Raw genomic sequence first — 14,084 nt, forward strand, 5'->3', positions numbered from 1 at the left:
CGCAAGTTATCACCATTTGCGTACTTTCTTTTCATGAATTAACAAATACTTATATGGAAACATTTGCACCTGCCTGTCTCCGTTATGTAAATTCGGGGAGAGAGTTATACACATCCATACTGCACTACTTTTTATCCCGCTAACAAAAACATATTTTTGGCCCATATTAATCTTCCCTATATGCGTAACCTCCTGTCAGCTGTTACCACCCTGCTGCTTGTAACATTACTTGCAGCCTGTAACAGAAGTATCGTGAACCTCGATTACACCAATGCCAAAGACGAAGTACAACCGCTTGGCAATCTGGTATTCCGTTTCGATAAATCGCTGGTTCCGGATTCCCTGCTCAACCGCTGGGATTCTACCGAATACATTTCTTTCTCTCCAAAGATACCCGGACGATTCCGCTGGGAATCCCCGGATCAACTGGTGTTCTCTCCTTCACAACCGCTTCCTCCTGCTACCAGCTTCAACGCATCACTGCAAAGTGATCTGCTGCAGTTCAGCAAATTCGGGAAGATCGGGAAGTCGGATGTGAAATTCGCAACACCATCTCTGAAATTAGATAATACCAACGTTACATGGGTACTCGCCGATGAGCGCTCCACCAATGCAGTTCCGCAGGTGGATCTCTATTTCAACTATCCGGTGAACCCCAATACCATCAAGGATAAGCTGAAGCTCACTCTGGGTGGCCAACCCGTGAACTTCAACATCATCACCCTCTCTTCCGATTCTAAAGTGAGTCTGAAACTGCAGGGTGTGAAGATGGAAGACAAAGACCTCGAAGTAAGCGCCACCATCGATAAAGGACTGGTGCCCGAAGGCGGAACCAACGGTACGGCCGCTGCTATCGAGAACAAATTGTTCGTTCCTTCTCCATTCAATCTTACCATCAACGATGTAAGCGCTGAGCACGACGGTGCAGGCGGTATCGTATACGTGCGTACCAGCCAGCAGGTGCAGCTCGCCAATATATCCACCTACATCAAATTCAATCCCGCTGTGAAATTCACGGTGGCTCAAACCGATGATGGATTCTCTATCAGCAGCGATCAGTTCGATGCAGATAAATCCTACGAGCTTACGCTCACCAAAGGAATGCGTGGCCGCATCGGCGGAACTCTCCGTGAAGAATTCAATGGCAATGTGGCTTTCGGAGAACTCGAACCGAGTATCGGTTTCGCCAATAAGAAAGGCATGTACCTCTCTCTGAAAGGTGCGCAGAATATCGAAGTGAAAATCACCAATGTTCCGAAAGTGAAAGTGATCATCTCCAAGATCTATGAGAGCAATATCCTGGTAGCACAGCGCTATGGCTATTCTCCCAAAACTTCCAGCGGATACAGCGACGATGAATATTACTATTCCGATTACACCAATGATCTCACACTCGGTGATATCATCTACGAAAAAGAGATCGAAACGAGATCACTGCCCAAGTACGGAAACAGCCGCCTCTTCAATATGAATATCGAAGACCGTCTGCCCGAATTGAAAGGCATCTATCATATCATGATCCGCTCCGAAACCGATTACTGGGTGCGCGACAGCCGTCTGATCTCCAAATCGGATCTTGGTCTGATTGCCAAGGAAGGTGCAGGGAAGATCCTCGTATTCGCAAACTCCATTCAAACTGCACAGGCGCTGAATGGTGTTAATGTGGTGGCTTACGGCAACAACAATCAGGTTCTCGGAACCGGCGCTACCAATGCAGAAGGTGTAGCAGAAATTGCACTCACCAGAAAAGAGTTTGCAGGTTTCAAGCCGGCCATGATCATTGCAAAAACAGCGGAGGATTTCAACTTCCTTCCATTCAATAGCACATCTGTGAATACTTCCCGCTTCGAAGTGGGTGGCAAACGCAGCAACAGCACTGGTTTAGATGCTTTCATCTATCCTGAACGCGATATTTACCGTCCGGGTGAGAAAGTGAATTTCTCGGTGATCATCCGCGACAAACTGTGGAAATCTCCCGGCGAGCTTCCGGTGAAACTGAAATTCCTGATGCCGAATGGTAAAGAGATGAAGAGCTTCCGTAAATCGCTCAATGCACAGGGATCGCTGGAAGGTGATATCGATATCGCTACATCTGCCATCACCGGTAACTATGTGCTGGAAGTGTATACCTCCAACGATGTGTTGTTAGGAAGCAAAACATTCAATATCGAAGAGTTTGTTCCGGACAGAATAAAAGTGAGCACCAAACTGGATAAACCCACGCTTGCTCCCGGCGAAACCGGAACCCTCGAAATAAATGCGGTGAATTTCTTCGGCCCACCGGCAGCCAACAGAAAATACGAATCTGAGATTCAGGTGAAATCGGTGTACTACAATCCGAAGAAGTATCCGCGATATAATTTCAGTCTGGAAAACATCGGCGTATCGCTCGATAAGGCAGTGAAAGATGGAACTACTGATGCGAATGGTAATGCCAGCGTTTCTTATTCGGTTCCTTCAGAATTCGCCAATGCCGGACAATTGCAGGCAACCTTCTACTCAACGGTGTTCGATGAAACAGGAAGACCTGTAAGCCGCGCTACCACTGCAAATATCTTCACACAAAATCAGTTCTTCGGAATCGGTGGCGATGGCTACTGGTACTATCCGCTGAATCAGTCTGTGAAGTTCCCGCTGATTGCGCTCGATAAGAATGAGAATGTGCTCAGTGGTGCAAAAGCCAATGTAACGGTGATCAAACGCGAATACAGAACGGTGCTCACCAAAGACGGCAGTTATTTCCGTTATCAGTCGCAGCGCGATGACAAGATAATGATTCAGCAACAGGTATCAGTAACCGGAGAGCAGACTTCGTTCAGCTATGTTCCGCGTTCGCCCGGTACTTATGAATTGCGGGTTGGCATTCCAGGTGCCACAGCATACGTTAGCAAAGAATTCTACAGCTACGGATACTGGGGCGGAGACAATACTTCCTTCGAGGTAGATCAGGAAGGCAATATCGATATCGCACTCGATAAAACCAGTTACAAATCGGGTGAGAGCGCGAAGGTGTTGTTCAAAACACCATTCAGCGGCCGCATGCTGGTGACCATGGAAACCGATCATGTGGTATCGCATCAGTATGTGAATGTAGAGAACCGTACAGCTTCAGTTGACCTGAAACTAACATCAGAACATCTTCCCAACGTATACGTAACGGCCACGCTGATAAAACCGCACGATGTAAGTGATATGCCGCTCACAGTGGCACATGGCTTCCAGAGCATCCGTGTGGAAGAAGACAGCCGCAAGATCCCTGTGAAGATCGAAGCGCCTCAATCCGTTCGTTCGCGCACGCACCAGAAGATTACGGTGAAAGCTGCACCCGGTAGCTTCGTAACACTCTCTGCTGTTGATAATGGTGTATTGCAGGTAAGCGATTTCAAAACGCCTGATCCATACAATTACTTCTATGCACAACGTGCGCTGGAAGTAAATGCATTCGATATGTATCCATTGCTGCTTCCTGAGCTTCGTGCAAGACTCAGCAGCACTGGTGGTGACGGTGCACTCGACATGGCAAAACGCACCAACCCCATGCCGGCCAAACGCGTGAAGATCGTTTCTTACTGGAGCGGTATTCTGCAGGCCAATGGAAGTGGAGAAGCCACCTTCGAATTCGATCTGCCACAGTTCAGCGGAGAAGTTCGCCTGATGGCAGTAGCCTATAAAAATGAAAGCTTCGGCAGCGGAGAAACAAATATGAAAGTGGCCGATCCGATTGTGCTGAGCACAGCACTGCCACGTTTCTTATCTCCACGCGATACCGTGAATGTTCCGGTGATCATCACCAACACAACCGCTAAATCAACTTCAGCCACTGCAACACTCAGCGTAAGCGGACCATTGCAGGTGGTGGGAGAGAAAACGCAGACTGTTTCACTCGGTGCCAACAGCGAGAACAAAGCGCTGTTCCAGGTGGTGGCTGCTCCTTCAGTGAACGTAGGTAAAGTGAAAGTAGATGTATCAGGCCTGGGAGAGAAATTCTCCGACGAAACAGAGATCAGTGTACGTCCGGCTTCACCATTGCAGTTTGTAACAGGAAGCGGTTCCATCCAGAACGCAGGCGTGCAGCGCATCAATATTCCGCTGAACGATTTCATGCCCGGAAGCACCGACTACCAGCTGGTGATCAATCGCTCACCGGCGCTGGATCTCGGCAAACAGTTCCGCTACCTGATCCAATACCCTTACGGATGTACCGAGCAAACGATCTCTGCTGCCTTCCCGCAACTTTACTACAGCGATCTCGCTGAGCAGATGCAAAAGAAGAACAGCATTCAGAGCTCCAATGCCAACTACAACGTACTCGAAGCGCTCCGCAAGATCAAGCTTCGTCAGCTCTACTCCGGTGCAGTAACACTGTGGGATGGAGAAGGAACCGAAAACTGGTGGACGAGCGTATATGCCGCGCACTTCCTCATCGAAGCACAGAAAGCCGGATTTGAAGTGAACAAGAACACCCTCAATGGCGTACTCGCATTCATCAACAACAAACTGAAGAACCGCGAAACCATCGAGTACTACTATAATCAGAAAGAGAAGAAGAAGATCGCTCCGAAAGAAGTGGCTTACACGCTCTATGTGCTGGCCCTCGCCGGTAAAGCAAACGTTCCGGTGATGAACTATTACAAAGCCAATCCGCAACTGCTGAGTCTCGACTCCAAATACCTGCTCAGTGTGGCTTACGGCCTCGCAGGTGATAAGGCAAGATTCAAGGAAGTGCTCCCGGGATCATTCTCCGGAGAAGTATCGGTAGCACAAACGGGTGGCAGCTTCTACTCCGATATCCGCGACGAAGCCATTGCACTGAGTGCATTGATCGATGCAGATCCCGGCAATCAGCAGATCGGAACCATGGCAGGGCATGTAGCCAGCCTGATGAAGCAACGCAGCTGGTACAGCACACAGGAGTGCGCATTCAGTTTCATCGCATTGGGCAAGATGGCCAAAGCAGCCAACAAAGCCACAGTGGTAGCAGAAGTGAAAGTGAACGGAAAAACAGTAGGCAAAACTAACGAGAACGGAGCCATCAAACTCACCGCTGCACAACTTACCGGAACCAATGTTGAGATTGTAACAAAAGGTGAAGGAAGATTGTATTACTTCTGGCAGAGCGAAGGTATCAGTGTAAGCGGAAGCTATAAAGAAGAAGACAATTTCATCCGCGTTCGCCGCAGCTTCTTCGACAGATATGGCCGTGCGATAACAGGCAATACTTTCAAACAGAACGATCTGGTGGTGGTGAAGATCACACTCGATAAATCGTACGCAGGCAGTATCGAAAACATTGCCGTGTCCGATCTGCTTCCTGCAGGTTTCGAGATCGAGAACCCACGCACCAAAGAGATCCCCGGAATGGATTGGATCAAAGATGCCTCTACGCCAACATCATTGGATGTGCGGGACGACAGGATCAATCTTTTTGTGGATCTTTACAGCAGCAGACAAACCTATTATTATGCAGTACGTGCCGTATCACCGGGCGTATTCCAGATGGGACCTGTAAGTGCAGATGCTATGTATAATGGAGAGTTCCATTCTTATAACGGCGCTGGCACAATCAGGATCGTGCAATAAGCAAGATCGATGGATAATCTCAGACCGTTATTAACCACTTACGCGTACAATATCACAGGCAGCCTGGAAGATTCGAAAGACATCGTCCAGGATGCCTTTCTCAAATTCATGCAGATTGACACGGAGCGCATAGAGAACAAGAAAGCGTATCTCGTGCGCACCGTGATCAACCTCGCAATAAATCAGAAGAACCGCCAGCAGAAGCTGGTGGATTCCTACCCCGGACACTGGCTTCCGGAGCCGGTTGCAACAGAGTCGGCAGATACCATCCTCAACAGAAAAGAGGTACTCAGTTACTCGCTGATGGTACTGCTCGAAAAGCTCAATCCCAAAGAGCGTGCAGTATTCATTCTCAAAGAAGCATTCGATTACGATCACGAAGAAATAGCAGAAGTGCTGGAGCTCTCCATCGAGAACAGCAGAAAACTGCTCAGCCGTGCCAAATCGAAATTGCACGAACCCACCCCTGAAGTGGAAAAAGCTGTGCCTGCAAACTTCCTCTCAAAATACCTCGATGTGATCCGGAACGGAGATACTTCCAGGCTGGAGCAATTGCTTCACGACGATATCTTCGTGATCTCCGACGGTGGAGGCAAAGCCGTTGCCTTCCGCAAGATGGTTTCCGGCATCTCCCGTGTATTCAGGCTGATGTCTGGCCTTATGCAGAAGTACTATATCGGCAAAAGGATCGAACTGGGCGTTGTTAATCATCAACCTGCACTCTTCGTGTACGAAAATGAAAAACTGGCTACTGTTCAGGTGATTATCATCGAAGATGGCAAGGTTGCGAAGCTCTATTTCATGCGTAATCCCGACAAACTGAAAAATCTGAAAGAAAATTCCTGATAGTTGTCACGTTTCGGAATGCTTGTTTGTTATTATATCAAACAAGTAAATTTTCATACTATGGAACGTATAGGATTCAACGAATTACCACAGGGATTATATCCGGCAATGAAAGGAATGCAGGATTTTGTAGATCATTCAGGACTTCCTCATTCAATTATCTCACTCATTAAATTGCGTGCGTCATATATCAATAGTTGTGCTTATTGCATCGATATGCACTACAAAGATGCCATTGCAGAAGGAGAGAATCCGCAGCGGTTGTATTCGCTTCCAGCATGGAGGGAAACTCCTTATTACACTCCTGAAGAGCAGGCTGTGCTTGCATTTACCGAAGAACTCACTTACCTGCGTGCAGATGTGAACGCAGATCATATTCATGACGAACTGAAGAAGTTTTACAGCAAGGATGAAATTGCAAAACTTACCATGACGGTAATTGCAATCAATGGATGGAACAGGTTTGTTCGTTCATTCGGCCCAACTGTAGGCGGATACAAGCCTGGCGCACATAAGTAAATTAAGATACGCTGTAATTGGGGCTGTCCTGAAAGGGGCAGCCCCTATTTATTTTGCAGTGCTTCTGAGTAATTGTAACAAGCTTCTGTGTGATGATACTTTTGCCTCAACTTTATTTCATTACTCTGAATACCGGATACTGCATATGTCCCGGTTCGTAGTAGGGAGAGTTCTTGTAAATGAAATCTAGTTGAGCATATCCGTTCTTTGCAAAGGCGGAATCCGATGCACGTTTTTCTTCGAGCTTTGCTTTTAGTTCAGGATGTTCTTTCAGGTAAGCGGCTGCCTTATCTTCATACGCGTAGCTGCTGAAGCCTTCTTTCTGGGCCAGTATGGCATCGAAATAATTCCATGCGAAGTAAGAATCGGGCGCCTGTGGTTCCAGGGTTTCAATGAGGAAACGATTGGCAATCTGATCGAGCGGAATATAGTAATCTCCTTTTCTGAAGGTTTTGGAGATTTTTTGTGTGCTCACTTTCACATCGCTGTTGATATGATGCGATTCGTAGGGGCGGGGAGAAGCGGTGTAGCTTTCGATGCGATAGGCGTCCACTTCAACAGTGCTGTCTTTGGTGAGGCGGCGCATCTTCACATTGTTGTTCTTCAGCAGATCGATCACTTTCCACCATCCTTGAGGAATGATGTAAGCCACAGGTTTTTCCACTGAAGTCTTCACATTGTACTGATGGAAGTAAGGGATCTCTTTTACGTATGGTTTGCTGCGATCGTAAAACAGCCTGGGTTGTCCGGAGATCTCACTGGGTTTTGTTCCTGATTCAAATCCTTTGTAAGTAACAGGAACGGATTCTTTTTTGTCGGCCTCCCATGCGATGGGGAAACTGTTTTGTGTGATCACAGATTTTTTGGTCTGTTCGCGTACTGCGTGGATCTGCGCACTTTGTTTGGAGGTAAAATCGATAAAACATTGCATGAGTGCATAAGTAGCGTCAACACGTTGAGGATACGATTTCAGCATATGTGTTTCAGGAACGAATGCGAATGTATGGAAGAGAGAGGCGTAGCCGCTGCTGTAGCGTGGGCCATCAAAGTAGGCTGCGAGCCCTTCTTCAGGTGTTTTTCCGTTGAAGTCAACATACGGAACGAGGTCGTAGCCTTTATCTTTCATCTGTTTGTACAATGCAGGCTCGAAAGTTTTGTTGAGGTATTCTCCCATCACGCCGCCGAGTTTGTTGTGCTGGCTGGTGAGAAGCGTCATGATGAACTGGTAGTCGGCTCCGTTGCTTACGTGGTTGTCTACAAACACATCGGGATCGAGCATTTGAAATATGGCAGCGAAGGAGCGTGCTTCTTTGGAATCGTTCTTGATGAAATCGCGATTGAGATCGAGGTTTTGTGAGTTGCCGCGTGAGCCGAATTCGTCGGGGCCATCCTGATCGATTCGATAGTAGGGGCTGCGGTTGAGGCATCCGCCGATATTGTACACGGGTATGATGGCGAGAACGATATTGTCGGGAAGCTGGTGCTTGCCGGTAAGGAAGTCGCGTACGAGCATCATAGTGGCATCGATGCCGTCGGGTTCGCCGGGATGGATGCCGTTATTGATGAAGATGATGCGTTTGTTCTTTTTGCGGGCGCTGGCGATATCGGTGTCTTTGTCTTTGGAAACGATGATGAGGTGCAAGGGAAATCCGGCATCAGTGGGGCCCATGGTGAGCATTTTCACTTCAGCGAATTGTTTGTCGAGGGCTTGCCACCAGGCGACGATTTCGTGGTAGGTGGGCGTTTCCTTGCCTTTGGTTTGCTCGTAGCGGGTGGTGATTGTCTGGCTCATGGTGAATATGGGAATTACACATGAAAGAATCAATACAACAGTTTTGCGCATAGTTAGCTTGGTTGGTAGGGTAAATGTAGGAAAGCGGAGATTTTTAGGGTGAAGAATTTACATAAATAGTGTACCGCTAATAGAAACGGTAAAATCATATTAAATAAATCTTCTGAAAGCGAAACTGTTTGGGGCAAACTGGCTGAAGATTCAGTATGTTCAATTTTGGAACATACTGCCGTAGGTGGTAAGATTTATGAAGTGAGGTATTACAATTTAGCCGCAATACTGCGGATGTTTAACTGTTCGGGAAATCCGAACAGTTGGAAGAAAGGTAAAAAGGAAGGCTTAGCTATTTCGGAAAGCTACAGAAAACAAAAAAAGTCCCGCCTTTTCAGGGGGACTAATATATTGTAAATAAGTTAATCGCTTACTTAGCTGCAGCCAGTGCGTTCACCTTCTTAGCCAGCTTGCTCTTCAGATTAGCTGCTTTGTTACGGTGAATAACACCTCTTTTAGCGAGCTTGTCGATCATTGATGCCACTTCAGGCATTTGTTCGCCAGCTTCTTTACCAGTTTTAATTGCCTTCAGATCGCGGATAGCATTGCGGGTAGTCTTTCCGTAATATTTATTTCTTTCGCGACGCTTTGCGGCCTGACGCACATCTTTTTTGGTAGCCTTATGATTTGCCATTTCGTTTCTAAAATTAGGACGGCAAAGGTAAGAGTGAGTGGAGATATCTCCAAATAGTTTTCGAAAAAAGTTCCGGCCGCCGTGAGGTGCTGACCTGAATATCCTTTCTTAAACTTCACGCCCTGAGTACTTTACCAGAGTGAAATAAGGCTGCAAATGTAAGGAATGTTTTTGGAGGAATATTCAAAAAATCCAATCCGGGCTGCTCCGGAGCCACTACAGGGCTTCTTTCCCTCTGAACTCAATTCCCCCGCATCCCTGCAAACACCCCCCGGATCGGCCACTCCTCAATGGCTCCCGATTCTTTTTCAAAAGTCCATTTCATCTTCCCGATCCGGGCTATTGCACAATCCGCGGCCCCATAAACCCTCTCCAAAACCTTCCAGCCCCATTTTTGTTAATATTCCATGGCTCAATTCTCCACACCGGAATCTGCTGAAATGTCACCCCAGCGGCCCTTTCAGCCCCCGGCCTGATTATTGCCACATACTTTAATGCAAAAAATAACCTCATCCCCTGTTAATCAGACCAATCGTGGTTATATTTGTAGCCCGAATTTTAAACATTTAGATTCAACCGCTTCTTCATGAAGGACTTTTCGTACATCACTAACTCTCATCCTGCCTTTATTGAGAACCTGTACCAGGATTTTGTGAAAAACCCAGACAGTGTAGATCCCGAATTCAGAAAATTTTTTGAAGGTTTCGACTTTGCTGTCGCTGAAGGAAAAGCCTCTGCCAATGGCAATGGTGCCTCCAACGGCGTAGCTGCAGAAACTGTGTCCGCCTCCGGAATCGACTGGAAAAAAGAAGTGAGTGCCTACCGCCTCATTCTTGGGTATCGCAATAAGGGACACCTCATTGCCAAAACAAATCCTATCCGTACCAGAAAAGACCGTGGCGCCAACCTCGATCTCTCTTTCTTCGGATTCACAGATGCTGATCTCGACAAGTCTTTCCAGGCCGGTAACCTCATCGGTCTCGGTACAACCTCACTCAGAAACATCCTCACCCATCTGCAGCAAACCTATGCTGCGCATGTAGGTCTGGAGTTCAAATACATCAGCGACCAGAAAAAAGTAGACTGGCTCACCAACGAAATGGAAAGGAATTTTGCGAAACCTCTCGGTCTTCCGCAAAAGCGCCGCATCCTGGAGAAACTCAACCAGGGTGTGATGTTTGAAGAATTCCTCCATAAAAAATATGTTGGTCAGAAAAGGTTCTCACTCGAAGGTGGCGAAACAACCATCGCGGCACTCGATGCCATCATCAATACCTCCGCCAACGAAGGCGTGCAGGAAGTGGTGATCGGAATGGCGCACCGCGGCCGTCTCAACGTACTGGCCAATGTGATGGGCAAAACCTACGAGCAGATCTTCAGCGAATTCGAAGGCTCTGCAAGAATGGATCAGACCATGGGCAGCGGCGACGTGAAATATCACCTTGGCTACGGCTCTGAGCTGAACACACCCGATGGCAAAACCATCCACCTCAAACTGATGCCCAACCCTTCGCACCTCGAAGCAGTGGACCCTGTTGTGGTAGGTTTCGCACGTGCAAAAGCTGATGTACTCTATCAAAGCGATTACGACAAAATTCTTCCGATCCTGATCCACGGCGATGCATCGATCGCAGGTCAGGGTATCGTATACGAAGTGGCGCAGATGAGCGACCTTAAAGGTTACTACACCGGCGGTACGCTTCACTTTGTGATCAATAACCAGATCGGTTTCACCACCGACTTCGACGACGCCCGCAGCTCGGATTACTGTACTTCACTCGCAGCCATGATTCAGGCTCCCGTATTCCACGTGAACGGAGACGATGCAGAAGCTGTAGTGAAATGCGTGGAGATCGCTACCCGCTACCGTCAGGAGTTCAATGAAGATTTCTTCATCGATATGGTGTGCTACCGCAAACACGGTCACAACGAAGGTGATGATCCGAAATTCACTCAGCCTGGTCTCTATGCATTGATCGAAAAACACGCCAACCCACGCGAAGTATATACCAACTATCTTCTCGAAAATGGCGAAGCCGATGCAAAAGAACTGGCCAAAGAAATGGAGAAGAAGTTCTGGAGCGATCTTCAGGACAGACTGGATGAAGTAAAACAACATCCGCTCCCTTACCATTATCAGCAGCCTGAGATCTCCTGGAAGAGCCTCCGCAAGGCCACTGCAGAAGATTTCGATCAGAGCCCTGCTACAGGAATCAAAGAAGCCGACTTCAAAAAAATATTCGACGCTCTCATGGCATGGCCCGCAGATTTCAAACCACTGAAAAAAGTGGAGAAGATCCTGCAGGACAAAATCAAACTCTACACTGAAGAGCAAAAGATCGACTGGGCAACTGCTGAGCTTCTTGCTTACGGCAGTCTTCTCCTCGATGGTAACGATGTTCGCATGAGTGGTCAGGATGTTTGCAGAGGAACATTCTCTCACCGCCACGCAGTACTGCGCGATGAGAACACCGACAAGGCTTACAGCCGCCTCAGCAATATCCCCGGAGCAACCGGACAATTCAGAATCTACAACTCACTCCTCAGTGAGTACGCAGTACTCGGTTTCGAGTACGGATATGCCCTCGCCAATCCCAACAGCCTGGTGCTCTGGGAAGCGCAGTTCGGCGACTTCAGCAATGGCGCACAAACCATGATCGATCAGTTCATCTCTGCCGGTGAGCAGAAATGGAGCAGAATGACTGGTGTGGGCATGCTGCTTCCGCACGGATACGAAGGGCAGGGACCAGAGCACAGCTCAGCCCGCCTCGAACGTTTTCTGCAGATGTGTGCTGAACTGAATATGGTGGTAACCAACATCACATCATCTTCCAACTTCTTCCACGCGCTGCGCAGACAACTGGCATGGCCGTTCCGCAAGCCATGGATCAATATGGCGCCGAAGGCGAACCTTCGTCACCCAGGCACTTATTCCAAAACGGAAGAATTCCTCAACGGAAGTTTCAAAGAAGTGATCGACGACAGCTTTGTGCAGAATGCAGCCGATGTGAAGAAAGTACTGTTCTGCTCAGGAAAGATCTATTTCGATCTCGCAGACCGTCAGCAAAAAGAGAACAGAACCGATACAGCCATCATCCGCGTAGAGCAACTGTATCCGCTGCCACAGAAACAACTGGAAGCGCTGGCTGCGAAGTACAGCAATGCTACCTGGTTCTGGGTGCAGGAAGAGCCGATGAATATGGGCGCTGCAAGCTTCCTTAAAATGAATCTGCTCACCATCAACTATGGAGTGATCAGCCGTCAGCCAAGCGCTGCCACAGCAACAGGTTACGCCAAAGTACATGCGCAGGAGCAATCGGAGATCATCGATACTGCATTTTCCATTTGATCAGATCAAAACTCAGATAATACGAAACAAATTTTATGATCGATATTAAAGTTCCTACAGTAGGCGAATCTATCAGTGAAGTAACCCTTTTGAAATGGGTGAAGAAAGACGGGGAATATGTAGAGCGTGACGAAGTGATCGCAGAACTGGAAAGCGAGAAAGCTACTTTTGAAGTAAATGCAGAGAAAGCGGGTATACTGAAACTGGAGGCAATCGCCGAAGGCGATACCATCAAGATCGGTGATGTACTGGCAAAGATTGATGAAACAGCTGCAAAGCCAGAGAAAGCAGCAGCGCCGGCCGCCGCTGCAACCAACGGAAAGGCAGAAGCCGCTCCCGCAGTGAAAGAAGCAGCTCCCGTTGCTACTGCAGCGCCTGTTACTTCTGTTCCCAATGATATCAAAGCAACACCCGTTGCAGCCGCTATCATTGCCGACAAAAAAGTTGATCCCAAGTCTGTAACGCCTACAGGATTCCACGGCAAGATCATAAAAGACGATGTACTCGCAGCCCTCAGCAACCCCGGCAAAGTAACCGGAGGCAAAGCGCTGTTCAACCGCGAGACAAGAAGAGAAAAAATGAGCCAGCTGCGCAAGACCATCTCCCGCAGACTGGTGGAAGCCAAGAATACTACGGCCATGCTCACTACTTTCAACGAAGTAGACATGACCAATATCATGGCCATCCGCAACAAGTATAAAGACAAGTTCAAAGAAATGCACGGCGTAGGCCTTGGTTTCATGAGCTTCTTCGGAAAAGCATGTGCCATTGCATTGCAGGAATGGCCTGCAGTGAATGCCTACATCGACGGCGACCAGCTCGTTTACCACGATTACGCTGATATCTCCATCGCTGTATCCACTCCACGTGGTCTCACGGTACCGGTTATCCGCAACGTGGAAAGCCTGAGCATGGCCGACTTTGAGAAGAAAGTGATCGAAATGGCCAACAAAGCCAAAGACAACAAACTCAGCATGGAAGAGCTGCAGGGCGGTACCTTCACCATCACCAACGGTGGTGTGTTTGGTAGCCTCATGAGCACTCCGATCATCAATATTCCTCAGTCCGCTATTCTGGGTATGCACAAGATCCAGGAGCGTCCGATGGCTATCAATGGTCAGGTGGTGATCCGTCCGATGATGTATCTGGCACTCAGCTACGACCACAGAATTATCGACGGTCGTGAGTCTGTAAGCTTCCTGGTACGTGTGAAAGAGTTACTGGAAAATCCTGAGCAGCTGCTCATCGGAAAAGATCCGGTGAAGAGCCTGCTTGAATTATAAGCAACATATTTCCGGCTTTACCGCAATAGA

The 14,084-nt window shown here is 48.1% G+C and carries 7 protein-coding genes; 5 read left to right on the forward strand and 2 right to left on the reverse strand.

The genetic code is table 11. The features are described 5' to 3' along the window. Positions 1-180: 180 nt before the first annotated feature. Genes HHL16_RS18075 through HHL16_RS18085 form a run of 3 tightly spaced genes read left to right on the forward strand, consistent with a single transcriptional unit; the run spans position 181 to position 6,945 of the window. Positions 181-5,580 (forward strand): MG2 domain-containing protein, encoded by a 5,400-nt coding sequence (locus HHL16_RS18075; protein WP_169426756.1) that lies wholly within the window; start codon positions 181-183, stop codon positions 5,578-5,580. Positions 5,581-5,589: 9 nt separating this feature from the next. Next, the gene (locus HHL16_RS18080) at positions 5,590-6,426 is read left to right on the forward strand and encodes a sigma-70 family RNA polymerase sigma factor (RefSeq protein WP_169426757.1); all 837 of its coding nucleotides are present in this window, start codon (positions 5,590-5,592) and stop codon (positions 6,424-6,426) included. Between the two features lie 60 nt (positions 6,427-6,486). Beyond that, positions 6,487-6,945, forward strand: coding sequence for a carboxymuconolactone decarboxylase family protein (locus tag HHL16_RS18085; protein WP_169426758.1), 459 nt, complete (start codon positions 6,487-6,489; stop codon positions 6,943-6,945). A 112-nt stretch (positions 6,946-7,057) separates the two neighbouring features. Here HHL16_RS18085 and HHL16_RS18090 read toward each other — a convergent pair whose 3' ends face one another. Both HHL16_RS18090 and rpsT read right to left on the reverse strand, forming a co-directional pair. After that, positions 7,058-8,788, reverse strand: a complete 1,731-nt coding sequence (locus HHL16_RS18090; protein ID WP_169426759.1) for a M14 family metallopeptidase — start codon at positions 8,786-8,788, stop codon at positions 7,058-7,060. A 370-nt stretch (positions 8,789-9,158) separates the two neighbouring features. Continuing rightward, on the reverse strand, positions 9,159-9,422 hold the full coding sequence (rpsT, locus tag HHL16_RS18095; protein WP_169426760.1) for a 30S ribosomal protein S20: 264 nt from the start codon (positions 9,420-9,422) through the stop codon (positions 9,159-9,161). A 586-nt stretch (positions 9,423-10,008) separates the two neighbouring features. Here rpsT and HHL16_RS18100 point away from each other — a divergent pair. Then, on the forward strand, positions 10,009-12,771 hold the full coding sequence (locus tag HHL16_RS18100) for a 2-oxoglutarate dehydrogenase E1 component (protein WP_169426761.1): 2,763 nt from the start codon (positions 10,009-10,011) through the stop codon (positions 12,769-12,771). Between the two features lie 35 nt (positions 12,772-12,806). Beyond that, positions 12,807-14,054, forward strand: a complete 1,248-nt coding sequence (gene odhB, locus HHL16_RS18105; protein ID WP_169426762.1) for a 2-oxoglutarate dehydrogenase complex dihydrolipoyllysine-residue succinyltransferase — start codon at positions 12,807-12,809, stop codon at positions 14,052-14,054. Positions 14,055-14,084: the final 30 nt, after the last annotated feature.

This window comes from Pseudoflavitalea sp. G-6-1-2 (genome assembly GCF_012927185.1).
Taxonomy (GTDB): Bacteria; Bacteroidota; Bacteroidia; order Chitinophagales; family Chitinophagaceae; genus Pseudobacter.